This is a genomic window from Paenibacillus sp. FSL L8-0638 (genome assembly GCF_038593075.1).
In the GTDB taxonomy this organism is placed as follows: Bacteria; Bacillota; Bacilli; order Paenibacillales; family Paenibacillaceae; genus Paenibacillus; species Paenibacillus polymyxa_D.
Genome location: NZ_CP151960.1, coordinates 5483979 through 5510263, shown reverse-complemented (window position 1 = coordinate 5510263; position 26285 = coordinate 5483979). Strand labels below are relative to the sequence as shown.

The 26285-nt window shown below is 47.2% G+C and carries 25 protein-coding genes and 1 riboswitch; of the genes, 16 read left to right on the top strand and 9 right to left on the bottom strand.

The features are described from left to right. Positions 1 to 2: 2 nt before the first annotated feature. Both MKY35_RS24570 and MKY35_RS24565 read right to left on the bottom strand, forming a co-directional pair. On the bottom strand, positions 3 to 554 hold the full coding sequence (locus MKY35_RS24570; RefSeq protein WP_342445059.1) for a DUF1700 domain-containing protein: 552 nt from the start codon (positions 552 to 554) through the stop codon (positions 3 to 5). Then, positions 547 to 876 carry a PadR family transcriptional regulator gene (locus MKY35_RS24565; protein WP_039271704.1) on the bottom strand — a complete coding sequence of 110 codons (330 nt, stop codon included), beginning with the start codon at positions 874 to 876 and terminating at the stop codon, positions 547 to 549. Before MKY35_RS24565 ends, MKY35_RS24570 begins: the two co-directional genes overlap by 8 nt. A gap of 382 nt (positions 877 to 1258) precedes the next feature. Here MKY35_RS24565 and MKY35_RS24560 point away from each other — a divergent pair, with 382 nt between their 5' ends. Further along, positions 1259 to 1792, top strand: a complete 534-nt coding sequence (locus MKY35_RS24560) for a hypothetical protein (RefSeq protein ID WP_039271702.1) — start codon at positions 1259 to 1261, stop codon at positions 1790 to 1792. 87 nt (positions 1793 to 1879) lie between these two features. On the opposite strand, the gene metE is transcribed toward MKY35_RS24560, so the two are convergent. From metE to MKY35_RS24540, 4 genes are all read right to left on the bottom strand, one after another. Continuing rightward, positions 1880 to 4198 carry a 5-methyltetrahydropteroyltriglutamate--homocysteine S-methyltransferase gene (metE, locus tag MKY35_RS24555; RefSeq protein WP_342445058.1) on the bottom strand — a complete coding sequence of 773 codons (2319 nt, stop codon included), beginning with the start codon at positions 4196 to 4198 and terminating at the stop codon, positions 1880 to 1882. Positions 4199 to 4358: 160 nt separating this feature from the next. Then, positions 4359 to 4555, bottom strand: a riboswitch (cobalamin riboswitch). A gap of 179 nt (positions 4556 to 4734) precedes the next feature. Continuing rightward, positions 4735 to 5232, bottom strand: a complete 498-nt coding sequence (gene nrdG / locus MKY35_RS24550) for an anaerobic ribonucleoside-triphosphate reductase activating protein (RefSeq protein ID WP_342445057.1) — start codon at positions 5230 to 5232, stop codon at positions 4735 to 4737. Next, positions 5229 to 7178 (bottom strand): anaerobic ribonucleoside triphosphate reductase, encoded by a 1950-nt coding sequence (locus MKY35_RS24545; protein WP_342445056.1) that lies wholly within the window; start codon positions 7176 to 7178, stop codon positions 5229 to 5231. Before MKY35_RS24545 ends, nrdG begins: the two co-directional genes overlap by 4 nt. Positions 7179 to 7472: 294 nt before the next feature. Beyond that, positions 7473 to 7943, bottom strand: coding sequence for an AbrB/MazE/SpoVT family DNA-binding domain-containing protein (locus MKY35_RS24540; RefSeq protein ID WP_029518613.1), 471 nt, complete (start codon positions 7941 to 7943; stop codon positions 7473 to 7475). Between the two features lie 236 nt (positions 7944 to 8179). Between MKY35_RS24540 and MKY35_RS24535 the strand changes: the two genes are divergently transcribed. Both MKY35_RS24535 and MKY35_RS24530 read left to right on the top strand, forming a co-directional pair. Then, the gene (locus MKY35_RS24535) at positions 8180 to 11134 is read left to right on the top strand and encodes a glycoside hydrolase family 3 C-terminal domain-containing protein (protein ID WP_342445055.1); all 2955 of its coding nucleotides are present in this window, start codon (positions 8180 to 8182) and stop codon (positions 11132 to 11134) included. A gap of 66 nt (positions 11135 to 11200) precedes the next feature. Continuing rightward, entirely contained in the window at positions 11201 to 11674 is a 474-nt protein-coding gene (locus MKY35_RS24530; RefSeq protein ID WP_342445054.1) for an Rrf2 family transcriptional regulator, read from the top strand. Positions 11675 to 11741: 67 nt separating this feature from the next. On the opposite strand, the gene MKY35_RS24525 is transcribed toward MKY35_RS24530, so the two are convergent. Continuing rightward, the gene (locus MKY35_RS24525; RefSeq protein ID WP_342445053.1) at positions 11742 to 12833 is read right to left on the bottom strand and encodes a diguanylate cyclase; all 1092 of its coding nucleotides are present in this window, start codon (positions 12831 to 12833) and stop codon (positions 11742 to 11744) included. Between the two features lie 224 nt (positions 12834 to 13057). Between MKY35_RS24525 and MKY35_RS24520 the strand changes: the two genes are divergently transcribed. From MKY35_RS24520 to MKY35_RS24510, 3 genes are read left to right on the top strand one after another with little or no spacing between them, the layout of a single operon-like run. Beyond that, positions 13058 to 14692 (top strand): spore germination protein, encoded by a 1635-nt coding sequence (locus MKY35_RS24520; RefSeq protein ID WP_342445052.1) that lies wholly within the window; start codon positions 13058 to 13060, stop codon positions 14690 to 14692. A 43-nt stretch (positions 14693 to 14735) separates the two neighbouring features. Further along, positions 14736 to 15911: a Ger(x)C family spore germination protein gene (locus MKY35_RS24515; protein ID WP_342445051.1), complete on the top strand. Its 1176-nt coding sequence runs from the start codon at positions 14736 to 14738 to the stop codon at positions 15909 to 15911. Between the two features lie 27 nt (positions 15912 to 15938). After that, positions 15939 to 17051 (top strand): GerAB/ArcD/ProY family transporter, encoded by a 1113-nt coding sequence (locus tag MKY35_RS24510; RefSeq protein ID WP_342445050.1) that lies wholly within the window; start codon positions 15939 to 15941, stop codon positions 17049 to 17051. Between the two features lie 169 nt (positions 17052 to 17220). Here the strand turns inward: MKY35_RS24510 and MKY35_RS24505 are convergent, their stop codons facing one another. After that, complete coding sequence (locus tag MKY35_RS24505) at positions 17221 to 17538, bottom strand: hypothetical protein (protein ID WP_274483051.1); 318 nt, start codon at positions 17536 to 17538, stop codon at positions 17221 to 17223. A gap of 186 nt (positions 17539 to 17724) precedes the next feature. Between MKY35_RS24505 and MKY35_RS24500 the strand changes: the two genes are divergently transcribed. The 7 genes from MKY35_RS24500 (at position 17725) to MKY35_RS24470 (ending at position 23027) form a co-directional block, all read left to right on the top strand. Next, entirely contained in the window at positions 17725 to 18120 is a 396-nt protein-coding gene (locus MKY35_RS24500) for a transcriptional repressor (RefSeq protein WP_023990809.1), read from the top strand. Continuing rightward, positions 18096 to 18935, top strand: coding sequence for a response regulator transcription factor (locus tag MKY35_RS24495; protein ID WP_342445049.1), 840 nt, complete (start codon positions 18096 to 18098; stop codon positions 18933 to 18935). Before MKY35_RS24500 ends, MKY35_RS24495 begins: the two co-directional genes overlap by 25 nt. 10 nt (positions 18936 to 18945) lie before the next feature. Then, positions 18946 to 19071, top strand: a complete 126-nt coding sequence (locus tag MKY35_RS24490; protein WP_275041150.1) for a hypothetical protein — start codon at positions 18946 to 18948, stop codon at positions 19069 to 19071. A gap of 10 nt (positions 19072 to 19081) precedes the next feature. Further along, positions 19082 to 19495 carry a BlaI/MecI/CopY family transcriptional regulator gene (locus MKY35_RS24485; RefSeq protein WP_013312429.1) on the top strand — a complete coding sequence of 138 codons (414 nt, stop codon included), beginning with the start codon at positions 19082 to 19084 and terminating at the stop codon, positions 19493 to 19495. Between the two features lie 2 nt (positions 19496 to 19497). Continuing rightward, complete coding sequence (locus MKY35_RS24480; protein WP_342446703.1) at positions 19498 to 20358, top strand: M56 family metallopeptidase; 861 nt, start codon at positions 19498 to 19500, stop codon at positions 20356 to 20358. A 118-nt stretch (positions 20359 to 20476) separates the two neighbouring features. Further along, positions 20477 to 20884 (top strand): DoxX family protein, encoded by a 408-nt coding sequence (locus MKY35_RS24475; protein ID WP_028540751.1) that lies wholly within the window; start codon positions 20477 to 20479, stop codon positions 20882 to 20884. 154 nt (positions 20885 to 21038) lie between these two features. Next, complete coding sequence (locus MKY35_RS24470; RefSeq protein WP_342445048.1) at positions 21039 to 23027, top strand: methyl-accepting chemotaxis protein; 1989 nt, start codon at positions 21039 to 21041, stop codon at positions 23025 to 23027. Positions 23028 to 23123: 96 nt separating this feature from the next. Here MKY35_RS24470 and MKY35_RS24465 read toward each other — a convergent pair whose 3' ends face one another. After that, positions 23124 to 24101, bottom strand: coding sequence for a DMT family transporter (locus tag MKY35_RS24465; RefSeq protein ID WP_342445047.1), 978 nt, complete (start codon positions 24099 to 24101; stop codon positions 23124 to 23126). Between the two features lie 182 nt (positions 24102 to 24283). Between MKY35_RS24465 and MKY35_RS24460 the strand changes: the two genes are divergently transcribed. The 3 genes from MKY35_RS24460 (at position 24284) to MKY35_RS24450 (ending at position 26277) form a co-directional block, all read left to right on the top strand. Continuing rightward, positions 24284 to 25141 (top strand): LysR family transcriptional regulator, encoded by an 858-nt coding sequence (locus MKY35_RS24460; RefSeq protein WP_342445046.1) that lies wholly within the window; start codon positions 24284 to 24286, stop codon positions 25139 to 25141. Between the two features lie 69 nt (positions 25142 to 25210). Next, the gene (locus MKY35_RS24455) at positions 25211 to 25924 is read left to right on the top strand and encodes a pirin family protein (RefSeq protein WP_250240689.1); all 714 of its coding nucleotides are present in this window, start codon (positions 25211 to 25213) and stop codon (positions 25922 to 25924) included. A 14-nt stretch (positions 25925 to 25938) separates the two neighbouring features. Further along, positions 25939 to 26277 (top strand): hypothetical protein, encoded by a 339-nt coding sequence (locus MKY35_RS24450; RefSeq protein WP_342445045.1) that lies wholly within the window; start codon positions 25939 to 25941, stop codon positions 26275 to 26277. The last annotated feature ends 8 nt before the right edge of the window (positions 26278 to 26285 follow it).

Here is a 26285-nt window from a genome sequence, read left to right as displayed (position 1 = left end):
TGTTAGTAAGCTCCCCTCAGGGTAGTCAGATTCCATTTCCAGTATCGTACTGTGCCTTCGACCATAAGGAGTAAGAGATAACGTACACCAGGCAGCAGCAATAGACCTACACCCGTCAACGTGATAGAGAAAAAGGATTTGGCCGGGTAAAAGGTGCTGTTTAGCGCATAATCAGTAACAGCGAGAAGGGGGGCTACAATGAAGCTGATCGATACCACAGCCAATGAAGCCCATACTGCCCATAGGGTAGCCATAATCGGGATGGAGATTAGCAAATTGAGAAACAACAGCCCTAGGAAAGTAAAAATATTGCGTGCAAAGCTGCCCTGGCGAAGCGGAGGAGAAGCGTTCCAGGCTGCATGGGGATCATCCAACGCTTCTCGGGCAATATCTTCTGGGTTACCCAGCTCATGGGCAATCTCACTTTCGCTTTTGCCATTAACCAACCCGTAGTCAAAATGCTGGCTCAAATCACTAAGCAGCTCATTGCGTACCTCTGCAGGGAGAGGAGAAAGACGCTGTTCCACCTCTGTAAGAAACTGTTTTCTATTCATCGGTATTTCCTTCCTCCAGTAGGCTTGCGACATTATGGACAAAATCATTCCATTCCCGCGTAAGTATTCTTGTATAATGACTGCCAGTATCGGTCAGCCGATAATATTTGCGAGGAGGCCCCTCGGTCGATTCCTGTAAATACGTTGTGCAGTATCCTTCTGATACCAGACGGCGAAGCAGTGGATATAGGGCTCCCTCGGCTACTTCAATATGACGGGAGACGGCTTGCGCCAACTCGTAGCCATAACGGTCTTTGCGTCCAATTAGAACTAGAACGCACAGTTCCAGTACCCCTTTTTTGAATTGGATGTTCACATTCACGAGCGGTGCTCCCTTCCTGGATGTTATCAATAATTCATAGGTGTCGTTCGGAATAAGGGAAAGAAACGTGTGTTTGTGCATAATTTGTCACGGGTACTAATTATAGAACAGTAGTCAGGTATAATTTAACATCATGTACTGATTAATGCAAGGTACTAAATTTTTAATAATAAAATATTTGTGTCAAAATGGACAGATTTCCTTCCTTGGAGGCTTTATTGAGTAGCGAATGTTGTAGAAAAAAGTATTTTTATTTGGAAATTCATCGAAATATGGCTGGAAGCACAGATAGGATGCCGCTTTAATTTCATTCATTAAAATGATAGATTGTAAAGTATTCAACAGGGTTAAAAATTACTTTTTATGAAGAGGTGGATAAAGAATGGACTGGAAACATTGGTATATGGAACTGGAACAGGATGATGAGTCTTGGGATGTATCTGAGGAGATTGTTCTGCGTGGTGTAGTGCAACTTGATTTTTGCGGGCAGCCCTCGGAAGTAGAAGTCGAATTTATCGTGGGAGCCGATTCCGAAGAACAGGCACAGACTATAGAAGAACCTACACTGTTGCAAAAAAAGACATGGGAGCAGTATATGGAATATTCATCAGCTATTCATCCTCAAGTGTTGGAATCCATACACCATCATTATGCTGGCATCGTGGAAAAGTATCGGAATGCTTACAGTACATGGGGAGAGGACCCGGATGAATATGCGCCTTATGTGGAGCGGCCGGAACAATTGTTGAATCGAATACAGCTTATGTCTATATTGATTTCCGACTCATCGGCAAAGGATGAACTGTATTTGAATTTTAGTTGTTCCTGGGATCGAGAACATGGCTTAGGCGTACATATGAAGCAGATGAAAATGGAGCATATTCAAGGCGCTTATACATTATATGACCTAGAATAAATCCCCTTCCCGGGCTTTTAGCAGAAAGGACCGGAAAGGGGAACAGAATATGTTGAAAATGAAGGCGTGATTCGAAACGATAAAAAATTAGTTGGATACAGCCAATGCAGCCCGGGCTGCTTGAGCCGCTTGTACCATTTGTCGCAAGGCGGCGACAGATTCCTCTTTGGTGCGGGTTTTCAGACCACAATCCGGATTAACCCAGAACAAATCTGATGGCAGTACGCGCAGGGCACGCTGGATCATGCTTAGCATTTCAGATACATCGGGGATGCGCGGACTGTGGATATCGTACACGCCCAGACCGATGCCTTTGTCGTATACCTGATCTTCAAAGCTGACAATCAGTTCTCCGTGGCTTCGCGAAGTTTCAATAGATATAACGTCGGCATCCATGTCGGAGATGGACTGAATCATATGCTGAAATTCGGAATAGCACATATGCGTATGGATTTGGGTCGCAGGTTCAACGGTGGCCGTGGTCACAAGGAAGGCTTGAACTGCCCAATCCAGATAGGCTTGCTGTTGTTCTTCTTTCAGCGGAAGCCCTTCACGAATTGCGGGTTCATCGACCTGAATCATGCTGATGCCCGCTTGTTCCAGTGCCTCTACCTCTGCCCGTAATGCCAGAGCCAATTGTAAAGCAACTTGGCTACGCGGAATATCATTGCGTTCAAAAGACCAGTTCAAAATGGTCACAGGGCCTGTAAGCATTCCCTTAACAGGCTTGGAAGTTAACGATTGAGCGAATGCCGTTTCTTCCACAGTCATGGGCTGATCGAAGGAGACGTCTCCGTATATAATCGGCGGTTTGACACAGCGGGAGCCGTAGGACTGCACCCATCCGTTTTGTGTAAAAGCAAAACCGTTCAGCTTTTCGCCAAAAAATTCAACCATATCGGTCCGCTCAAATTCCCCGTGTACAAGCACGTCAATGCCAATGTCCTCCTGAATATCAATCCATTCCTTGATTTGCTGTTGGATGAACGTCCGGTATTGCTCGGCAGACCATTCTCCTTTGCGATAGTGCAGGCGGGCCTTGCGGATCTCGGCGGTTTGCGGGAAGCTACCAATGGTCGTCGTAGGCAGTGGAGGCAACTTCAGCTTATTTTGCTGAATCTCACGACGCTCGGCGAAAGGAACGCTGCGTGTTAGAGGCTCCTTTGCCAGCAAGTCAGCCAGATCGTCAGCTGTTTGTACGCGTGCCGCTGAGCTGTTGAAACGGGCTACCGCATCCGCACTTTGTCCAAGCTTGGTGAGTGCGGATGGATCGTGTTTGCCAAGTGCAGCCGTCAGGACGGCGATTTCCTCAAGCTTTTCATCGGCAAAAGCCAGCGCTTGCACCAGTTCTCGATCCAGCTTGTGCTCTGCTTCCAGACTGACTGGCACATGCAGCAGACTGCATGATGGCTGTACGATAAGCTGCTCGGCAGTGGTCTGTTCTGCTAACTGACCCAGCAGGGTAGCCACAGCGTTAAGGTCGCTGCGCCATATATTGCGCCCGTCAATGATCCCAGCGCCCAGCGTTTTTCCTTTAGGGAAACCATGCTGCAATATATGCTGGAGATTTTCGCCATCATCATACACAAAATCAAGACCCAGTCCCTGTACCGGAAGTGCGGACAGACGCTCATAATGGTCCAGGCTGCCAAAGTAAGTTTGCAGCATTATATTTAAAGAGGGCGCAGCTTGGGCCAAAGCTTCATAGACTTCCTGAATAATGTCCAGATCCTCTACTGGGAATGAGGTGGTCAGGACAGGTTCATCGATTTGGACCCACTGAACACCTTCTGCTGCTAGTTCAGACAGGACACGGGTGTATAAAGGCAGGAAGGTTCTTATAATAGAAGCAAGCTCCTTGCGATCATAGCCTTTGGAAAGGGTAACGAATGAATAGGGGCCGATGAGGACCGGTTTCCCATCAATGCCTAGCTCTTGTTTTGCTTCACGATAAGCCTGTAAAGGTTTATTTTCAGTGAACACCGGGACTGCGTTTGCCAATTCAGGAACGATGTAGTGATAATTTGTATTCATCCATTTGGTCATTTCACTGGCGGTTGCTCCCTTTTGTCCACGAGCGATCCCGAAATACACGGACAGAGGAATCGGACCTGCGGGACGATGGTTGAACCGTTCGGGTACTAGACCAAACATCACAGATGTATCCAGCATGTGATCATAATAGGAGAAGTCTCCGACAGGAATGCGATCAATCCCCTTGTCACGCTGCTTGCTCAGATGCTCCAACCGTAATCTTTTCATCTCCGTTTGCAGTTCGCTTTCGCTAATACTGCCGTTCCAGAAGCGCTCCAGTGCTTTCTTCCATTCCCGGTTTTCGCCGATACGCGGATATCCCAGATTACTGCTAATTAAGCCGGACAATTCAGGCCATTCAATGACGGACATGTACTTTTCCTCCTAGTGGGTGGCTGTTTTATTTTTACGTACCAAAAAAGGCATTCTTCCCCCCAGAGTTAAAAATAAGTAGGGGAAAGAATGCCTCCGTGATTAAAAAATCAAAAATACGGCGACTGCTCTTAACACCTCCCTATCTTCCGTAGGTACTTGCGATGTTGTTAAAATAGGCAGGTCTCCTGACTTACGGATCATGACTCTCAGCATCCCTTCCCGGTCTGTGGACCAGTGGTTGTATGAACAGCTGAAAGTTCCCCGTTTACAGTGGCGGGACCGTGCCGGATTTGCACCGGCTTCCCTTTTAAGCCTGATCTGAATAGAACAGACACCTATCTCCAAGCTATGCGGTTAAGGTATGACGAATAATTATGCACTCGTATACTTGTTCACCATCATAAGTGAAACTTGCAGGATGCGCAATAGAAACTGCAATGGAATCTGTTAGGGATATGCAAAAAAAGACAAGCCTCATCCATGATGGAGACTTGTCCTAGATTAGATATAGCATTTGCCGAGTAACCTTCGCCTTAAGTCAATGAAACGGTGTAACCTGCCTGAATGCTGGCTTTTACATCTACCAAACGCTGGTTGTGGCTGCCCCGGAAGGGAAGGGTCAGGTCCTTTTGCTGTTCTACAAAGCGACCATCCACAATCACATCGCACAAAAGTGCTAGCTTTTGTCGCTCCTGATCTGTGAGTAGATCTTCATAGACAAAGCCAGTGTAAGCCCACACGGTTCGGTCGGGACAGGCCGCACGGAAGTCGCGCACAAATTGCGAGCATTCTGCTGCTGAGAAAAACGGGTCTCCCCCGCAGAGAGTCAGTCCATCCAACAACGGATTATCCATGATGTCACGAATGACTTCCTGTTGTCGTTGGGGTGTGAATGGCTCACCTGCACGGAAGCTCCACGACGCTGGATTAAAGCATCCGGGACAGGCATGACGGCAACCGCTAATGAACACGACGGTGCGCAGGCCGTATCCTTCGTTCAGAGATTCCGGAATGTAGCCACACAAATTCACTTATGTTTCACCCGATCTCGAACTTCTGCTTGTTTTGCAGCATTAAAGCGAACGGTATAATCCCCTGTCAGATATCCGGTTACCCGACGTAAGCGCTGAAAGTGTGTGTGCTCCTCATCTGTGCCACATTGGGGGCAGCTTGTCCCGATAATCCCTTCATAACCGCATTCCGTACAACGATCCACCGGATGGTTGATGGAAAAGTAGCCGATATTCTGATGCAGCGCGTATTGAACAATTTTAAGAAACGCATCCGGGTTATTCCGCGCATTACCGTCCAGTTCAATGTATGATATCGCACCAGCGTTGCATAGGTTATGGAACGGAGCTTCCAAGCTGATTTTACGAGCAGCCGGGAGCGTGTAATACACGGGAATATGAAAAGAATTCGTGTAATATTCTCGATCATTTACCTCAGGAATAATCCCGAAATCACGTTGATCCAGCAAGGTGAACTTGCCCGACAGACCTTCGGCAGGCGTAGCGAACAATGTAATATTCAAATTGTGATATTCACTCATTCGATCGCAATACACGCGCATAGAAGTGATGATTCGCTGTGCCTCGCGGTATACGAAATCATCCTCCCCGTGGTGTTTCCCGTATAGTGCCTTCATGCACTCAGCCAGTCCGATGAATCCGATCGAAAGCGTACCGTGTTTTAGTATGCTTCCCACCTTATCATCTGGCTCTAGTTGTTCTCCACCTTCCCATACCCCTTCGCGCATCATAAAGTCCGAGGCTTTGGCCGGCTGGCTGGTCTGGATTTGATAGCGATGGATTAAGCCATCCACCGCAATGCGCATAACTTCTTCTAGTCTCGCATCAAAGCGATCACGGTCAGGTGTCAGGCGTTTGCCTGTGCAAATACCATACTCAATGCCAAGCCGCACCAGATTAATGGTATTGAAGGAGAGATTTCCCTTACCACTCTGCCGATTTCTACCGAAACGGTCAGAAATGGTGCGGGTACGGCAACCCATTGTCGCTATAATGGTATCCGGGTCATCAGCACGGTAAAAAGGCAGGTTGAAGGTGGCATCCACATTCACAAAATTGGGATACATCCGTCTGCTAGAGCATTCTACCGCCCGTAAGAACAAATCATAATTGACGTCGCCTTCTGCCTGATTGATTCCCTCTTTGCATTGGAAAATATGCTGTGGAAAAATAGGAGTTTCCCCGCTACCCAAGCCGCGAATCGTGGCATCCAGCAGCGATTGAGTAACAAGCCGTCCCTCAGCAGACGTGCACATTCCGTAATTCAGTGAAGTGAATGGAATCTGTCCACCTGCGCGACTGCTCATGGTGTTTAGGTTATGAATGAGCGATTCAGCAGCCTGTCGGGTTTCCGTCTCCGTCTCTTCGCGAGCGAATGCGTATGAACGAGGGCAGACTTCTTGCAAATGGGGGTTGGCCATATGTAGTTCATCGTCAGTCAGACTGGACTCTATCTCTTCCTCGAACAGCCGAAGTCCCTTGCGCAGATGCTTGCGGAAGGACCGGGCAACGTATGGGGCAAGGTCCCAATCTATTTTATTGGCGGAGACACCTCCGAATTGGCTATTTTGCTGGGACTGGAATATGATGGCAACTAGTGCCATAGCGGACATAATCGTTTGCGGTGTGCGTACAGAGCCATTGCCTGTATTGAATCCGTCTTGTAGTAACCGGCCAAAAGGGATAAAGATACAATTCGTAGTTCCGAGTGCGTATTGGTCCAAATCGTGAACATATACATATCCGTGATCAATCGCGTTCGTCAGTTCAGGCGGAAGTACCCGCAGGCGCGCATACCATTTGGCATACTCGGACCCAAGCTTGCTCATTTTGCCGCTGAACGATTCTCCATTCAGATTTGCATTCTCCCGCAGCATGTCCAGATCTTGTGCCCCAATGACCCGCTCGCCGATGTCGTATAATTGATGTTCCTCCAGCACCTTCATCGTAAAACCCTCCATATAGTAAAATATATATATTTTTCACAAAAACAACATATTGATGATATCTAGTGATAACCAATTGTTTCGATCTATATATTGTATATACGTATACATCGGGAGTATGTGACTATTGTCACATTGGCAAGAGCGGCCGACACGAAAAAGCCAGGTATAGAGTAAGGGGCACATCCGTAGATATGCGCCTTACTCTATACCTAGCAATCGAAGTTGTGACAAAAAAATGAATAGGGTCGTCGGTACATTGTGTATGATTTTGGGATATAGATTTTAGAAGGTTTAGAGTAGCTTTTTCAACTGGGACACCCGGCCTTGGGAGATATCGAGCATTTCTGCATACACTTTTTGTGGCAGGTTCGGGTGATCCTGAATTAGCTTGCGAAGCTTTTTTACCATTTCACCTTGCTGCACTCTGGATTGCTTGGGCTGCCACGTTGTGTTGTTTCGGATCGGCTGGGTATGTTCTTGAGCCTGGATAGCATCATTGCTTGTGGCATGCACATTTTCATCGGTCTTTAATAATTGAATGCAATCAGCGCAGATAAAGCTGTCCCGAAAATAAGTTAAGTGATCCACCGCGCCGCAAAATTTGCAGGAGACACCCGTGTATTTTCTTAATACAAATCCTTCTTCATCTACGAAGAATTCAAGCGAATCACCGATATTGATATCCATTGTGGTGCGCATTTCCTTAGGGAGTACAATTCGCCCCAATTGATCCAGGGGCCTTGTCATTCCGGTATTTTTCATCAGCGCTTCCTCCTTCAATGATATATCCTGATTATACCAAAAAATATTATTTTTAGCTTTGTATATTGAAGGTAAAATGTAACTTTTTTTTGTCTTTAAGCTGCGACTCTCTTTCATCCAGTATAGGATGTTTTCGGTATTGTTGCCGTGATACTCCTTTTTAGCTATGATATATTAAAACGCTTTCATGTATGCCTTTTCATTATATTCTTAAATGGAATAAGGAGATGACGGATATGAGTCATGAAACAACGGATATCGAATATTTATTTCAAGATCCGAAGATTCATCTGGATGAGCGTGTACGGGATCTCGTGTCGCGACTAACCTTGGAGGAAAAGATCGAATCCATGTTGCAATACCAGCCGGCCATTGACCGATTGGGAGTCGCAGCTTACAAGCACGGTACGGAAGCGGCACACGGGATAGCGTGGTTGGGTGAGGCGACTTCATTTCCTCAGCCAGTAGGATTGGCATGTACTTGGGATACGGAATTAATGCGTCAAATCGGATCTGTTATCGCAGATGAGGCGCGTGTCTACTATCGTCGTGATCCCAAATTAAACGGTCTGACCCTGTGGGCACCTACGGTGGATATGGAGCGTGACCCAAGATGGGGACGCAATGAGGAAGCTTACGGCGAAGATCCGTATTTGACGGGAGAGTTGTCGAAAGAGTTAGTCAAAGGAATACAGGGGGATCATCCGGTATATTTGAAGGCGGTTGCCACTTTAAAACATTTTCTGGGTAACAATAATGAAGTGGATCGGGGAAGTGGCTCCTCCAGTATAGATCCACGAAACTTGCGAGAATATTACCTAAGAGCCTTTGAGAAGCCTTTTATGGAAGGCGGCGCCCAGTCGATGATGACTTCCTACAACCTGATTAATGGAACGCCTGCTACGTTATATCATGGGGTTAACGATATTGTCAGGGACGAATGGGGGATGGACGGCTTTGTCGTAAGTGATGCGGGTGATGTCATGGGGATTGTCAACGATCATCAGTATTACGATTCCCACACGCCAGGTGTGGCCGAATCTATTCGGGCGGGAATTGACAGCATTACAGATGATGCGGAGCTCTCCAAGCGGGCGATTCGAGAAGCTTTGGCGCAAGGATCGCTGCAAGAAGAAGACTTGGATCGGGCATTGTTTCATACGTTCCGTGTCCGTTTTCGGTTGGGGGAATTTGATCCGGCTGCAGACAACCCCTATGCCTCGATCGGAGAGGAAGCTCTCATGACAGAGCAAGCCCGTGAATTGTCGTTGCGTGCGGCGAGGGAGCAGATCGTACTGCTTAAAAATGAGCATGAACTCTTGCCATTGGACCCTGTCCGGTGTGGTAAAGTAGCGGTCATTGGTACGCATGGCAATGAGGTGTACCGCGACTGGTATTCCGGTACGCTGCCATACCGGGTTACACCGCTGGAGGCGATTCGTACCAAGCTGGAAGGTGAGGACGAGAAGGAACGCGTCGTGTACCGTGATGCCAAGGATCGCGTGACCTTGACGGCGGCGAATGACGGATCGAAGCTCGCAGTTGATTCTTCTGGTGAGATGCGCCTATCCCAGGATGGAGAGCCCACGGTATTGACCATGACGGATTGGGGCTATGGCAGTGTGACGTTACATGATGAGCATCTGGGTACTTATGTGACGAGTGATGAAATAACGCTCCGTGTGACAGCTGATGAAGCGTATGGCTGGTATGTCAAAGAGGTCTTTGGGCTGACTCCTGTTGGACAAGGAGAGCATCTGTGGACGACATGGAATGGCAAACCAGTCATTGCCGGAACAGAGGGATCATTAAAGGTAGTGGAGGCTGAAAAATCTGCACTTAACGCTGTAGAGTGTAACGCCTCGACAGCCTCGACAGTTTCAGGACAGAGCCATACAACATTCCAGGTAGAGACGGTGTCAGATGGTTTAGCGGAAGCGATAGCCGCTGCGCAAGCGGCAGATACAGCAATTGTATTTGTTGGAAATCACCCGCTCATCAATGGAAAGGAAGAGAATGACCGCCCAGGCTTGGAACTGGCAGCTTCCCAGCAACGGCTTATCGAGGAAGTGTATCGCGTCAATCCGAATACGATTGTGGTTCTGACGGGTAGCTATCCATTTGCCATCCCTTGGGTTCAGGAGCATATTCCAGCGATCGTATACACGTCTCATGCGGGACAAGAGCATGGTACGGCAATAGCGGATGTGTTATTTGGAGATTACGCGCCAGCGGGGCGTTTGAACATGACCTGGGTTCAGAGCGAGGATCAATTGGGCGACATCAAAGATTACGATATTATTCGCGGTGGTCGTACCTATCAATATTTTGAAGGTGAATCCTTGTATCCATTTGGCCATGGATTGACGTATTCGCCTTTTGAATATAGTGACCTGCGTACAGATGCCCTGAAGGATAGCGTAACATCTATTGCTGCACTGGATGCCGTGGATACGCTCCAGGTGTGGGTAGAGGTGACGAATCGGGGCGTAGCTGCTGGTGAAGAGGTTGTGCAACTCTATGTACGCCCTGGTGCCTCACGAGTAAAGCGACCATTAAAGACATTGTGCGGTTTTCAACGTATTCGCTTAGAGGCAGGTGAGACGCGAACGGTTTCCTTTACGATTCGGATGAAGGATTGGGCGATCTGGGATGTTACGCGGGATTGCTATTGCGTTGAATCGGGTGAATATACACTGCTGGCTGGTGCTTCCTCAGCGGATATCCGATTGGAGCACCCTGTGTACGTTCGAGGCGAAGTCATTCCACCACGCCAAGCCGGACGAAGTATCCGCGCTGAAAACTTCGATGATTGCTCCGACATCGTACTAGATGAAAGCAAGGAGCAAAGGGAGGCCTGTGTACGTCCGCGCACACCTCAACGTTCTGGTTGGATTGCCTTTCATGGCGTAGACATGGATACGGTGAGTGTGGCCGAGCTTCAGTGCCGCGTGTCAGGCAACAGCAGTGATGCCACAATTGAGCTGTGTTTGGATGCACCCGATAGTGAAGCCGTGGCACGTGTGAACGTGGGCAATACAGGAGGGGCGCAAGCTTGGGTTACACTCTCCGAAGCGGTACATTCAGTCTCTGGCATACGTGATGTATATCTGTTGTTGAGCGGGGAAGTGCGGTTAGCTCATTTTATTTTGGGTGATCATGCTACAGAGGATTCCGGCTTTCAGGCTTGAACTTACTTCTGACATCACGTACAATGCATTCAACGAAGTTTCTACAGCTTAGGGGTGTCATCTCATTTGAATAGTGAAAAAAGACTACGCACCGCAACGCCCAGATGGCTTGGGGTGGCGGTAAAGGCGCTTGTCTATTTGGAAAAGCACGGAGAACTCTGTGCCAGCGGTTCTATTGCCCGTTCCATTGACTGCGAAGTCACTTTGGTGCGCAGGGTGCTGACGCGACTTGTACAGGCAGATTTGATTGCAGCACGCGAAGGTCGTGAGGGAGGCTATGTGCTTACCCGTTCGGCCGACCATATTACACTTGCCGATATATACCACGCCATTGAAATATGTGATCCAATTTTCCCGGGTATGATGCATGAACCGGAAACCAATCCTTTTTGTGAGGAGTTGGCGATAGCCGTATCCGAAATTTTAGCCGAGAGCGAACGACGTATGCTGGAAGTATGGGGATCCTATACGCTGGCTTCGCTTGCCAATCGTACATCACTCGTGGTGGGGAAATGCAATCATAATGAAGATTCAAAATGATAATAGCCGATATGACTCTCAAGAGAGGGTTGTATCGGCTATTTCTATGAATTGATCATGCCTCAAGTTATATTTCATATGAGCAAACCCGGTTACGTCCTGCATTTTTAGCTTCGTATAGAGCTTTATCTGCCTGCTCCAACAGGGCTGCCCCGGACATATCTTCCCCGGTATCTGGAAAGGTTGTCACGCCGATGGACACGGTGACTTTAAGAATAAGCCCGTCCGCTAAAACAAACTCATACTGATTTACTCCGCTAAGAATTTGATTAGCTATGCGTAGTGCTTGCCGAAAAGCACAATTCGGCAAAAGCACGGTGAATTCTTCCCCCCCGCTGCGGGTGACTACATCATTAGGACGACATTTTTCCATTAAAATCTGTCCAAGCTGGCGCAGCACTGCATCTCCTGCGGCATGTCCGTAGGTATCGTTGACTTCCTTAAAGTGATCAATATCCAATACCAGTACAGATAAGTGCTCATGACGTTGGCGAGCTTGAGGGAGCTCCTCTTCCAATGAAAACTCAAGCTGTCTTCTGTTGCTTAAATTAGTGAGATGGTCTGTGTAGGAGGTATGCTCCAGTCGAAGTAACAGCTCATTGGATGTGTTGATAGATTCAGCAATGAGGTACAGAAGACATCCGCCGACCATGGAAATGAAGAATTGGAGCGGATACACGTGCAGAACATCATCAAGATTTTTCAAATTAATCATAAGGGGACAGAATATAATGCCCAAAGCAAAAACGTTCATAATGATCAGCTTGGGTAAACGTGACCAGGACAGATGTGACAATAAAGCGCACCCCAGGCCAACGAGCATCATAAAAATAGCGCCTACGACGGCTTGAGCGTTAATACCAAACAGCAATAATCTACCTACACATACAAACAGGGTAGCCATGAGTGCTGCTGGGCCGCCGATGTAAGTGGCGGTAGCTACGATGGCCAGATGACGAAGATCGGCAATCGTATTAAATCCTACTGGAATTGAATAGTACATCATGACAATGCCGTAGCACCCAAAAAGGGCACCTCCAATCCAATGTATCTTACGCTTCAAGGTGTGCAGCCGGATTTTATATCTTTGTGATATAAGGCCGGTTATGTACAAAAAAGTGACAAGGATACAGGTATTTACAAAAAACGTACTGAACAAGATGCTAACCCTCCCGAGAGGCATATTTCTTCATTTTATCAAAAAAACTGACATTAAGCTTGCAAATGAAGAATTTATTGAAATTTATTACGCGGGTGCGCTTATAACGTTTCGTTCACGTATTTGGTGCATAACTGGGAATAGATTGAGCATACTCCAAAGATACAAGAATAAGGAAAAATGGGCGGTATCTATTGCTGCCTTACTGGAGATGAGGTTTGCACATGATTCGCTATCCCTATCGCAAACATAATAGAAAATCAGGTGTGGATGAGAAGAATGGAAATTCTCCGCGCTATTTGAAAATCGAGGCTTGTTTGGAAACCAACTTGCAGCAAATTAAGAAATTGACGTCAGATAGCCCAGACTTTCTGATGCGTCGCTTTAAATTGGGGCTTAGGGCGGATGTTCCCGCCGCTATTGTGTTTCTGGATAGTATGGCTAAAACGGATACGGTGAATGAACTCATCATGAGATCCATGCTTAGCCGCCCATCTGCTGAAGTGGCTGCTGAGGTGGAGAGTGCAGAAGCGCTGTACGCAAGAATACAGAGTCATGCGCTTTTACTGGGAGAAGTGAAGGACTGCGATGATTGGAGTTCCATGATGGAACAACTGTTAATGGGAGACACGATCATCTTATTGGAAGGCTGCGAAAAAGCGATTGCGTGCGGTACGCGTGGGGGAGAGACACGCGCGGTCAGCGAGCCAACAACACAGACAGTCGTCAGAGGACCAAAAGATGGATTTGTAGAATCCCTGTTCACGAATATTTCTCTGGTCCGGCGACGGATTAAAAGCTCCGATCTTACACTGGAGATGTTCCAAGTGGGAAGCACGTCCCTCACGAATGTGGCCATGCTGTACATGAAGAATATTGCAAATCCACGCGTCGTAGATGAGGTTCGTAAACGGGTAGAAAGCATCAATATTGACGCCATATTTGAGTCCGGCATGGTTGAGGAGATGATACAAGAAAATCATTTCACACCATTTCCAACGATCTTTAACACGGAAAGACCTGATACCATCAGCAGCAATATTATGGAGGGCCGAGTGGCACTCATTATAGACGGAAATCCGTTTGTATTGGTGATGCCCACAATATTTGCTCAATTCTTCCAGAATTCTTCGGATTATGAAGAGCGTTACGATATGGCGACTGTTGTTCGGCTCATTAGATATATCAGCTTCATTATTCTTATTCTAGGGCCTTCTCTCTACATTGCCTTAACAACATATCATTATGAAATGATACCAACTCCATTGCTGATCAGCATATTGGCTCAGCGGGAATCCGTTCCTTTTCCGGCATTTCTAGAGGCGTTTATTTTGGAAATCACCTTTGAGATTTTGCGTGAGGCGGGTATTCGAATGCCGCGTGCGGGTGGTCAAACGGTATCTGTTATAGGAGCACTTGTGTTGGGTCAAGCGGCCGTGGAAGCCGGAATTGTCACCCCGCTGCTCACGATTGTAGTAGCCCTGACGGGGATAGCCAGTTTCGCAATCCCAGCCTACAACATGGCGGTGGCCGGGAGATTGTGCCGATTTATTTTCATGATACTGTCTGCGTTCATGGGTCTATACGGCATTACATTGGGGCTGATTGCGCTAATTGCTCATATGAACAGTCTGAGTTCTTTCGGGGTGCCCTACATGGCGCCTTTCAGCCCTTTTGTGCTGGAGAGTCAAAAGGATGCCGTATTGCGACTCCCGTTCTGGATGATGAGGAAGCGTCCTAAAAGCATTACATCTAAGAACCAGAAACGAATGAAGGATGGAAGTGGGATTTCCTCTTCTGATAAAACCACACCAATGCAGGAGGGGGGCAATCAGGGTGTATCAGGGGAAGAGGAATGAACAAAGTGCAGTAACTTTTAAGAGGAGAATAGGGGGGCTGTGTTTGGTTTTACTGCTGTTCGCTCCATTGTTATCCGGTTGCTGGGATTCTGTGGAGTTAAACCAGAGAGCAGTAGTAGCTGGGATAGGAATTGATTTGGTTGGGGAGTCGGACTATGAGGTTTCCCTACAGGTGATCGTGGCAGATGAAATCGCCGGAGCCAAAGCGAGAGGAGATACTCCTGTCGTTTTGTATCGGGAAAAGGGAAAAAATCTATTTCAAGCGCTCCGCAGAGCCTCACAAAGGGTTCCGAGGATCATTTCTTTGGCGCATACCAAACTGATCGTTATTGGTGAAAAGCTGGCACGGGCTGGAATCGGCGATATGATGGATTCTTTGGAAAGGTCTACAGAAATCCGGCTGCCGGTGAAAATGCTGGTGGCACGCGGTAATACTGGGAAGGATGTACTGGCAATCATGACCGCAATCGGTCGTATTCCCGCCAATGATATTTCAGGAAAGCTGGAAACATCGGAGCGTTTGTATGCCGGGGATTACGCGGTGACTATCGACGATGTGATTCGCAGCATGTCTCATAAGGGTGGCGGTCCTGTGCTGACGGGCATAGGAGTCAATGGGAATTTGGAGCAGGCCGCAAGCAAGAACAATGTGGACAATATTTTACCGAAAGCCATTGTTCATATTAACGGAATGGGGGTGTTCAAAAAGGATCGGCTTGTCCACTGGTTGGACGATGACCAGGCCATTGGACTGTCTATGATCAACAACAAGGTGAAAAGTGCCCAAACAACACTGAGCTGCGGTAAGAATAGGGAAACCATTGGCATCGAAACCTTGTTTTCTGCAACCAAGATACACACTCGGATGGAGCAAGGAGAGCCTGTTTTTGTGATTAACTTAAAACAGACCGGGGCAGTACAGGAAGCCGAGTGCTCGATTAACTTACAAAGTCCGGAGGCGATGAAAAGACTGCAGGAGCAATGGACAGAGGAGACGAAAAAAGTGATCACTTCAACAGTCAGGGATGTTCAGCGTACCCGCAGCGATGTAATAGGCTTTGGCCTTGCGCTGGAGAGGAGCTATCCCAAACAATGGAAAAGGCTCTCTTCCGATTGGAGCCGTTATTTTGCGGAAAGTACCGTCCGTATTCAAGTGACTTCTGTACTGAAACACACTCAGTCGCGGATTAACCCATATTCCAAGGGTGAATCAGACTAGTGAAAAATAGAACAAGGAGGGAAGGCCATGAAAAAAAGGGTACAGATAGGTGCAAAAGAGATGATCTCTCTTATGGTGTTGTTTGAGATGGGCACATCCATGATGTCTATTCCCGGAAGGAATGCGGGCAAGGATGCATGGATCGCCATCCTCATTTCAGCGATTTTTGGGGCATTGCTTTTTGTATGCTATGGCAGCCTTCACCAACGCTTTCCCAACTTGCTAATGACACAGTACTGCAGAACCCTTTTGGGCAAGAAAGCAGGGAGTGCGCTTGCTTTTTTATATATCGTGTTTTTTCTTTATGGCGGAGCACGGGATCTTCGGGACACGGGGATCCTGATTGCCGACCGGACACTTCAGCATACGCCGTTGACAGTCATTTGTGCCTTAATGATTGGACTTGTAATGTATGTGGTGTATTTGGGAATCGAGGTTGCAGGCCGAACGGCCATCATCATGTTGATTTTGCTGCTACTGCTGGGCCTGGCTACGAATATATTAATTTTGTTGGCAGGCATTGTAGATGTCGGCAATATATTGCCCATAGCCGAGCATGGCTGGCAGCCGATATGGCAAGTTGTTTATTCGCAAGCCGTGATGCTACCGTACGGCGAGATGGTTACGTTTGCGATGATTCTCCCCACATTAAAAAAAGGCTATCGTGCCAATGGGGTAGGGGTCTCTGCTATATTGCTGGGAGGGCTGCTCCTGTCTTTTGTTACACTGTCCAATGTGCTTGCACTGGGGGAAGATGTGTTCAAACGGGCGACTTACCCGCTGCTCTCGATGATCAGCAAGGTCGAAATATCTGATTTTATCGACAGAGTCGATGTCATCGGTGTTATGAGCGTTATTATCTTTGACTTTTTTAAAATTTTCATCTTCTATTATGCCGCGGTTAAAGCCGCAGAGGATGTATTGAGAATGTCTTACCATAAACTGATCCTGCCATTTGGGCTGATCATGTTAGTCTCTTGTGTATTAATGGCACTGAGCTATCAAGATCACCTTCAAACAGGCCAGTTATTGCTGAAATGGCTGTTTCCGATATTTGCTGTGTTTTTTCCTATCTTGCTGCTAATCGTGTCGTGGCTGAGAAAGACCCGGAATAAAAAAGGAGAGGAAAATGTCTCATGAGTCATCGTCTTGCCGACAAAACATACATCAGTACGGGTCAAATGCTCATTCTGATATTCCATTTTATTCTGGGAAATGCGGTCATTATTAATATGGATAATGAATATGAACGGAATACATGGATTGCCACTTTGAATTTGGATGACTGTCCCTCATCTATATTCATCCATTATTTGTTTACGTTTTTCCTTGTTTGTTCTTTCTGATGACTCTCTTGGGGAGAGGCAGAGGAGGAAGTAGAAACTTTGAGGAAACGTGACCATTGTGAGAAAAGGAAGCGAAATGCGTTTCCTATTTGCTTTTTGCCCACATTTATAAAGAACACTATAAGCATTCCTGCCAGAACGATATATTCTGATGGTCGCATAGTGCGAAAAGCCAATGAAATAGGCTCCCAAGGATGATGAACACCGAAAAGCCATTTTATCGATATACTTGTTCCGAGCATTAGCAGCATAAAGAGCGTGAATATCCACACTATCTTCATAAAATATCCCTCCGATTATAAATAAGCTAAGCATGTACCCTGTATACATTGTGTTGCAAAGCCGTTCAATTTATCCGATACCATTGACTTGAAATAAATTAAGATTTATACTTATTCTAAATTGATCTTTAATATGATTGTAAGTTTGTAATTAATATAATCTGCGTTGGTTAAGGGAGATGCGGTATGAGAACTTTAAATTTAACTTCGCAGCGCCAAGCGGTATATGATGTGGTTCGTGAAGCTCACGATCATCCTACTGCGGCCGATGTTATGAATCGGTTGATGGAGCGCGGATATAATCTGGCCTATGGAACGGTATATAATTCACTGCGTTATTTGACGGATAAGGAATTAATCCGTGAATTGAAGCTGGGGGAAGCTGCGAGTCGCTATGACGGACGGATGGACGATCATCAGCATATTATTTGTCAGGTATGCGGCCGAGTAGATGAAGTGATGAGTGAAGTCCCACATGATTGGATTGACACGGTTGCGCATGAAACGGGGTATAATATTGCCCATGCCCATGTCGTATTCGGAGGAGTGTGTAAGGAATGTCAAAGCAAGCGAATCAGATAACAAATCGTTTCAAAATGGCTGACATGCCTAGACGGGTGAAGGGCAGTTGGACATCGGTGTTAGCTGCTCCCTCTACACCTACGGTGCAGACCGTTCCTTCCAATGAGCCTTTGTATTGTCCAACTACACGTCGTATCATTCTGATCAGTTCGGTACCGGGTGTAGTTCATGGGTTGGTGCGTACGCTGTCAGATGCGTGTTTTGATGTGATGGTTTTCCATCGCTGGGAGCCTGAAGTGCAGCGTCATCTGGGAAGCGATCTGTTGATTTACGATTTGACCGCCACCGAACCACAGAGTGAATTACTGGATATCCGCAATCGTCTTGAGGTAGAACACATGAAAGACACACCGGTTATGTATGTGGTTCAGGATCGGGTGTCTGTACATGCGAATGAGCTACTCCCTTCAGAAGAGGTACTGGTGTGGCCGCTGGCTTCCAATCATATGGTGCATGACATTGAACGGATGATCGTACGCCATCCTGCCACTTCCCGTCAGGCAGCGCAAGCCAGCCGTCGTACGGTATTCAAGGACATCTGGATTGACCGGGATAAAATGCTGGTATATAAAGAAGAGAGTCAATTGAATCTGACTAAAACAGAATACGATTTGCTGCTGAAGCTGATTGATGCTCAAGGCAAAGTGATCTCCCGCGAGCAAATGATGCACGATATCTGGGAGACAGATTTTGTAGGCGGCAGCAACGTTGTAGATGTGCATGTCAAAAGTTTGCGCAAGAAGCTGGATGATCGGCCTGCAGAACCTGAATATATTGCAACCGTAAGAGGTGTAGGATACAGATTGGCAGATTGAGCTGAAAGTTATGAATACCGATGAATTTCCGCCGGATGGAGACATTCGGCGGTTTGTATATGATTCCATGAAGAAACTGACATTAGGTGTGACGGTTGACTTTGTCAGGAGATATACACTACAATCGGTAGTGTGAGGTGCTTCTTATGAAACGACTGAATTTTAAAGCTGGCGAAACCGGGCTTAACCGATTTTTCGGACCTCTGGAAGCCAAAATTATGGATATTTTATGGTCCACTTCGGATCGGAGTATCAAAGAAGTGCAGACCGCGTTGGAGGGGGATCGGGACTTTAACTTCAATACGGTAATGACCGTGATGAACCGTTTAGTGGAAAAGGGAATACTGAGTAAGAGTATACGTGGGAGAACGTCTTTATATCGTCCAGTTTTAAGCAGGGAAGAGTTCATGGATGAGCAATCCAAGGGACTGAGTCACGAATTGGTGGACGAATTTGGTCCGCTTGCTGTCAATCATATGATTGATGCTCTGGAGGTGGCCGATCCGAAGTTGATCGAACGTCTGGAACAAAAAATTAAACAATGGAAAAAGGATATGTAGCGATGTGGAAAACACGTTCTAAATTACTGTTTACAGCAGGCGCCTTGATTTCGGGTTTCGCCCTTATACAGATGGGTATGTACGCCGGGCAGCATGTTTTCGGCTGGAAATTGAATTATAACGTGTTTCAAATTTGCAGAAGTTTGTTGCAGCATTACGGAATCGGCTACATGGTGGATGCGCTCAGCGGGCTGGTTTTCGTTACCTTCGCTATCGCCGGAGGAGAAGCAGTCAGACAGTGTATGGCTACCAGGGCAGCTTTTCGCAGACTGCACCGAATGCGTGACCTGCCGCTGACCGAAGCACTGGGTGAACGATATCGTGAACTCGGGACCGATCGGATATGGGTCATTGATTATGCCAAGCCAGCCGCCTTCACCATGGGATTATGGAAGCCACGTATTGTATTGTCCTCTGCACTATTGTCTGTACTGGACAAACACGAAGAAGAAGCTGTCATATACCATGAAGCCTATCATATGAAGCATTATGATCCGTTGAAGACCTGGTTGCTGCAAGTATGTGCTAAACAGCTGTTTTACTTGCCGGTGCTACGTCACATTACCCATCATTATAAGACGGCCCGTGAGATTTTGGCTGATAACGAAGCGATTCATCAAGCGGGTTCACCAGTTGGGATTGGGAGCGCATTGCTCAAGCTTCTGAGTATGACGCCTGCCAATACTCGCCTGGTAAACTCCGCCGCTTGTTCCTCGTTTGCAGAAACGTCCATTAACTATCGTATCTCACGTATTTTAGACCCTCAGCAAGAACCTGTCATTCGGATGCCTTGGCGTTCGATTATGTTTTCCAGCTATGTGCTAGTGATGCTGACACTTATGTTTGCACTGGCGCTAATCTAAGTTTGGCAAGATGTTTCCTACAGGTGGCGCTTTTTGCGCTACCGATTCTCAATGTGTAATACACTACAATGTGTAGTTTATTGCAGAATTTTTATACAATTTAAAAGGAGATGAGCAAATGAATCAAACGCTTATGAATATTGGATTATTGTTGGTACGGATTTTTACAGGGGTTATTTTTATCGTTCACGGTGCACAAAAGTTTCAGGGACTAGACGGAACCTCCGGCTTCTTCCAAAGTATCGGACTCCCTGGCTGGATGGCTCCTGTGGTCGCTACGGTTGAACTGGTTGGGGGTATTGCACTGGTTCTGGGAATCGGAACACGACTGGCTGGAGCGGCATTGACCATCGTTATGATCGGTGTATTGCTAACGGCTAAAAAAGGACAGCCTTTTGGCTCGATTGAATTTGATCTGCTGATTCTGTTCACCAGTCTTCAGCAAGCGCTTGTCGGTGGACGTTTTCTGGCAGTGGATCAGTTATTTGGCCGTAAAAAGGCTGAAAACAGTAACGTACAGGTCTAAATGTTCATAAAACCGCGTCCTTAGTATCATAGGACGCGGTTTTTGTTTTTCTCCTTTGTGAAATTTCATTGTAAATCATTTGCTACTTTCAACCGATATAACTAACACGGAATGTAATTCAAATATATCGTTTTATGAGCAAAGGGGAAAAAACATGGCAACAACGCGAAAGAAAAAAACTATATGGACACTCAGGAACAAGCTAAGTTTAGGCTTTTTGCTTGTTTTGCTGATTCCGAGCTTAAGTATTTCCAGTGCGACCTATAAATCATCATATAATGCTATGGAAAAACAGCTCCACAGCAGTGCGAATCAGGGGGTAGCGACGGCTAACTCGATTATTGAATATGCAATCGCCAGTAAAATCGAAGATGTGGGATATTTGGCAGAACGACTTGACAGTTCGATGATTGATGGTCGAAATAGCCCCTTGATTCAGCCCAAGCTGATCCAATACAAGGGTTTGCACGAAGATGCGATGGATGTTTTCGTCGGTACACCAGAGGGCTTGATGATCCGGGGGGTGCCCAAGGACGATGAGGGGACATTTGACCCTCGTACACGACCATGGTACATAGAAGCGATGAAGCAGCCCGGTAAGGTTGCAATTACGCCTGTTATCATCAATTCATCAGGTATTCCTGTTGTCGTAGTGTCTCAAACACTTTCCGACAAGTCCGGGGTTATCGGGATTTCTCTAAATCTGGAAAGTGTACGTAAACTGGCCTCCATCAAAGTGGGCCAGGAGGGGTATATCATTATTTTGGATCATACGAAGAAATTTGTAGTCCATCCTACGGCTAAACCGGGCTCATCTCCACAGGAGAAAGTGCTTGATACGTTGTATACTGCGCCGAGCGGGAACTTTAAATATATGCATGAAGGTCACGAAAAATATTTGACCTATGTAACGAATACGGATACTGGTTGGAAAATTGCAGGTACCTTCTATCAATCCGAGATTAGCGATGCCACGGCTGCCATGCGTTATGTAACCATTTTTGTGCTGGCTGGCTCATTGGTGATTGCGCTACTCGCGATTTTCCTGATCACCCGTTCTGTTCTGGTACCAATTCGTAAGCTGCAAAAATCAGCAGAACGAATCAGTGAAGGAGATTTGACGGGCGATTTGGAAACCGGAAAAACGGATGAGGTAGGCGAATTGTCATCTCACTTCCAAACCATGGTCGACAGTTTGCGCACGATGATCCGAAGCGTTCACGAAACGACAGATCGGGTAAGTTCTTCAGCGGAGGAACTGGCTGCGGGTGCAGATCAGACAACCCAAGCGATTGAGCATGTCACCATTGCTATCCAGGAAGTGGCTGTGGGCAGCGAACGTCAAGTGCAGAGCGTCAAGCACGGCTCTGTAAATATGGAGGAGCTTGCTCAGCAAGCAGCGAACGTATCCGAGCGTATGCTGGGCGTATCTGAACATGTGAAGATGAACGCCGAGTCAGCTCAGGAGGGCAGCAAGGCTGCTACGCAGGCTGTACAGAAGATGCATGACATCGATGAGACCGTTAACGATCTCGGACAGGCCATGGACTCCCTCAATGAGCGCTCCAGTGAAATCGTGAATATTATCAGCGTTATATCGGGTATCGCCAAACAGACCAATCTGTTGGCACTGAATGCGTCCATTGAGGCCGCACGTGCCGGAGATCATGGCAAAGGATTTGCCGTGGTTGCTACGGAGGTGCGTAAGCTGGCTGAGGAATCAGCGAAGTCGGCTACCTTGATCTCGGAGCGCATTGAAGCGATGCAGGTGGATATGAATCATGCTCTGGGCGCTATGCATCGAGCGCGGACACGGGTGACAGAAGGCATTGATTCGGTAACCACGTCTGAACAATCCTTTGCGGAAATCAGCGAGGCCGTGGAACGAGCTATGGGGCATATCAATGACATTACCGGAGTGACTCAGGAAATGGCACGGGGGACTGTAGGTGTCGTAGATATTATGAGCGATATTGCCCACATTTCGGACGAGGCAGCGAGCAACACCGAGTCGATCTCAGCGGCAGCTGAGCAACAGCTCGCTTCTATCGAGGAAATTGCTTCATCTACAGCGGATCTGAGCCAAATGGCAGAGGAATTGCGCGAACTGGTTGGACGTTTCCAGGTTGAAGGAAAGTCATAAAAATAATAAAAAGCGCCGGGATCCAGGAGATTGTACTCTGTATCCCGGCGCTTTTTTAATGCTTTTAGCATAATTTTTGGTTTGCAGAGTTAGAAGTTAACGTTGGAAGGACTTGCGGCGGTCCAGACGGAAACGGACATCCCGTGAGTCGGAAGGACGCAGCGAACTTCTCTGAAACATATTGTTCAGAATCAGTGCGAAAATGACTAACACTGTCCCATATAGTTCAAAACGGCTAATGACATAACCTTGGAAGTACATGAGTACCAGCGTGGTAATCGGTACAAAGTTAATAAATAGAATTCCGTTCAGTGGAGATAGCTTTCGTATTCCGGCATTCCAGCTAAGCAGGGCCGCTAACCCTGGAAGCAGGATCATAAAGCTCATTTCGTATTTAACTGACCACACAGCCTGCCAGTCCGGCACCACAATCCAGTTGAAAGCAGAGGCAAATGTGACGACTACGAAGGAGACGAGAGTTCCGAGCAGGCAGGTTAGGGTTGAATACCGAAGAGTAGACCATCCTGCAAAATGGCTGCCTCCCATGGAATATACGACCCATCCGACGACGCCTACGAAAATAAGCAGCAGCGGCAGTAAATGTTGTCCGGCAAGTGTGAAAAAGGTCCATTTTCCGTTCGTGATCACCAGTAAAGCCCCGGCCAGCGCAATCACCATGCTGATTAGTGTATATCTCGGAGGCATTTTACGGGTCATGACCCACACCATCGCAATAGAAATCATCGGCATTAGCACTTCCATTATAGAGGCTACCAGAGTGCCTGCTGCCCCCATCGCGTGCTGTCCCTGGAAAACGGCCATATTATAAATGGTGAATCCCATGGTCCCGAAGAATAACAACGTCTTGCCCTTGCCCTCAAAGCGAAATGCAGTCCGTCCCTCTTTGAGCCACAATAGTACGACTAAAATGAGTGTAACCGATAAATAGCGCAAAAATGAAAAGTACAGTGGATTGATGTGTTGTAATGCAATGTGCGAAACCGGAAACATCGCCCCCCAGGACATACTGGCGATTAGGCATAATAAAGATCCGGTCATGATTTGTCTGTTCATGGTGTGCAAAAGCTCCTCCTTGCCGGTCTCAGCGGACATATCTTATGGACAACATCATAAAGGATGGGAAGCTGTTGGTAAAATGATTGAAAATAAACATTATGATCATTTAAAATGATAATAAGTGACAAGGCGCGTCAATTTTGGTGGCCCCTTGCCCTTCACAATAAGGAGGAGCAGTAGTGGATCTGAACGATTTAAACATTTTCCAGACGGTGGCTGCGCATGGCAGTGTCAGCAAGGCTGCAGCCGAGCTTAGCTATGTCCAGTCCAATGTAACGGCCAGAATCAAGCTGCTCGAAAAGGAATTGCAAACGCCTTTATTTAATAGACATAAGCGGGGGATGATCCTCAATGCCGAGGGCAAGCGTCTGCTGCAATATACGAAAAGCATTTTATCGCAATTTGAGGAAATGAAACATGCGTTTCAGAATACCTCTGCACCTTCGGGGGTGCTGGAGATTGGCATCGTAGAGACTGTCATTGCCCTCCCGGCCATTTTACATGCTTACTATAGCAAGTACCCGGATGTCGAGTTGTCTCTCAAGGCTGGGGTTACGGAGTCTCTGGTGCAGGAGGTTGCAGAAATACGGCTGGATGGAGCTTTTGTGACCGGGCCGGTCAAGCATCCGCTCATTGAACAGTTTGATGTATTTCAGGAAAAGCTGGTCCTTGTATCCCAAGGAGACGATTTTTCCGTTGAGGATCTCACGACCCGTCCGCTTCTCTTATATAAAAAAGGCTGCGGCTACCGGGGACGGCTGGAAACCTGGCTCAAAATGGAAGGAATTATTCCCAAACAGATTATGGAGTTTGGGACATTTGAGACGATTATCGGCAGTGTGGCGGCTGGTATAGGAATGACCGTATTTCCCGAATCTTCGATCAGCGGGCTAGTGGCTCAAGGCCATGTGTGCGGTCATGCAATGCCTGAGCCGTACAATGAAGTAACAACGGTGTTTATCCGACGTAAGGAAGCCTTTGTTACCAGTACCTTGCAGTCTTTTATAGATGAGATTATCACTCAGACAGAGGCATAGCTTTATCGATTGGGCTCGGGTACAATGAGAGGGATTTGATCTCATTTTTCTTCCTGAAGGAGGGCTATTATGTTTACAATATATCCGGCGGCTTCCCGATTCAGCTTCGATAAGGGCTGGCTGCGGGGGAGTCACAGCTTTTCATTCGCGGAGTATCAGGATGAGAACAATACAGCGTTTGGTCCTATGCGTGTCTGTAATGACGATGTCATCACACCGGGACGGGGCTTTGGGGCGCATCCGCACAGTGATATGGAGATTGTTTCGATTGTGCTGTATGGGGAACTGCGTCATGAAGACAACCGTGGACATGTAGCAGTGACCCGTTTTGGAGGCATTCAGCGAATGTCAGCGGGCCACGGCATCATTCATACGGAGCACAACGCATCACAAACGGAGGATGTCAGTCTGCTGCAATTGTGGTTTAGCCCGCAAATGAGAGGACTGGAACCGTCATATGAGGCGACAGCGTTCAATCCTGAGCGTCTGCACGGTCAGCTTCTGCCTGTCGTTGCCGGAAAGCGTGTACCAGGCACAGAGGGTGAAATTGCTGCAATTAACCAGGATCTAACGATTTATTTAAGCAAGCTTCAGCCTGGAGAGCAAGTAGAATTCACACAGGCCGAGGGGCGGCGCGTGTTCCTGTTCGTCATTGAAGGCTCACTGCGTGTGAACGGTGAACATATTCTGCAAGGGCGCGATTCAGCTCGTATTGAGCAGGAGCCGAAGCTAGCACTGGAAGCAGAGGAGTCTGCTTTTTATATGTTGATTGATTTGCCCTAAAAGGAGGTGCGCATATGGCGCAGCAGGAAACATGGCTGATCAAGCATGCCGTCACGGGACGTAGCTTTGCCGACAGCCGCAAGCAGGTTTTCGATTGTCATTTGGAATCGGTGGACGGCGTGTTTCGCTTCACGCTTCAAGGGCTGCCGCGTGAGACGGCAGAGGCGATTGTGCGTTATAGCGGGGAGTTGAACGTATTTCGTTTTGTATCGCCGGTAGATGATGGAGCCGTGGTGAAGCATTGGTATTACGTCACTCCGGAAAGCGTGGAATATCATGATCAGACAGATGAGCTTAGGTTCAAAGCTGGTTCTGAGATTGAATACCATCCCGAGGAGTATTGGGGAGATTAATCATTCCT

Bases quoted from the DNA above. Each gene is read 5' to 3' on its own strand.
- MKY35_RS24500 (WP_023990809.1), top strand. From the start codon at position 17,725: ATGAGAACTTTAAATTTAACTTCGCAGCGCCAAGCGGTATATGATGTG.
- MKY35_RS24510 (WP_342445050.1), top strand. From the start codon at position 15,939: ATGAAAAAAAGGGTACAGATAGGTGCAAAAGAGATGATCTCTCTTATG.
- MKY35_RS24465 (WP_342445047.1), bottom strand. From the start codon at position 24,101: ATGAACAGACAAATCATGACCGGATCTTTATTATGCCTAATCGCCAGT.
- MKY35_RS24480 (WP_342446703.1), top strand. From the start codon at position 19,498: ATGTGGAAAACACGTTCTAAATTACTGTTTACAGCAGGCGCCTTGATT.
- MKY35_RS24485 (WP_013312429.1), top strand. From the start codon at position 19,082: ATGAAACGACTGAATTTTAAAGCTGGCGAAACCGGGCTTAACCGATTT.
- MKY35_RS24570 (WP_342445059.1), bottom strand. From the start codon at position 554: ATGAATAGAAAACAGTTTCTTACAGAGGTGGAACAGCGTCTTTCTCCT.
- MKY35_RS24540 (WP_029518613.1), bottom strand. From the start codon at position 7,943: ATGAAAAATACCGGAATGACAAGGCCCCTGGATCAATTGGGGCGAATT.
- MKY35_RS24535 (WP_342445055.1), top strand. From the start codon at position 8,180: ATGAGTCATGAAACAACGGATATCGAATATTTATTTCAAGATCCGAAG.
- MKY35_RS24520 (WP_342445052.1), top strand. From the start codon at position 13,058: ATGATTCGCTATCCCTATCGCAAACATAATAGAAAATCAGGTGTGGAT.
- MKY35_RS24475 (WP_028540751.1), top strand. From the start codon at position 20,477: ATGAATCAAACGCTTATGAATATTGGATTATTGTTGGTACGGATTTTT.
- MKY35_RS24545 (WP_342445056.1), bottom strand. From the start codon at position 7,178: ATGAAGGTGCTGGAGGAACATCAATTATACGACATCGGCGAGCGGGTC.
- MKY35_RS24455 (WP_250240689.1), top strand. From the start codon at position 25,211: ATGTTTACAATATATCCGGCGGCTTCCCGATTCAGCTTCGATAAGGGC.
- MKY35_RS24450 (WP_342445045.1), top strand. From the start codon at position 25,939: ATGGCGCAGCAGGAAACATGGCTGATCAAGCATGCCGTCACGGGACGT.
- MKY35_RS24560 (WP_039271702.1), top strand. From the start codon at position 1,259: ATGGACTGGAAACATTGGTATATGGAACTGGAACAGGATGATGAGTCT.
- MKY35_RS24470 (WP_342445048.1), top strand. From the start codon at position 21,039: ATGGCAACAACGCGAAAGAAAAAAACTATATGGACACTCAGGAACAAG.
- MKY35_RS24505 (WP_274483051.1), bottom strand. From the start codon at position 17,538: ATGAAGATAGTGTGGATATTCACGCTCTTTATGCTGCTAATGCTCGGA.
- MKY35_RS24490 (WP_275041150.1), top strand. From the start codon at position 18,946: ATGAATACCGATGAATTTCCGCCGGATGGAGACATTCGGCGGTTTGTA.
- metE (WP_342445058.1), bottom strand. From the start codon at position 4,198: ATGTCCGTCATTGAATGGCCTGAATTGTCCGGCTTAATTAGCAGTAAT.
- MKY35_RS24495 (WP_342445049.1), top strand. From the start codon at position 18,096: ATGTCAAAGCAAGCGAATCAGATAACAAATCGTTTCAAAATGGCTGAC.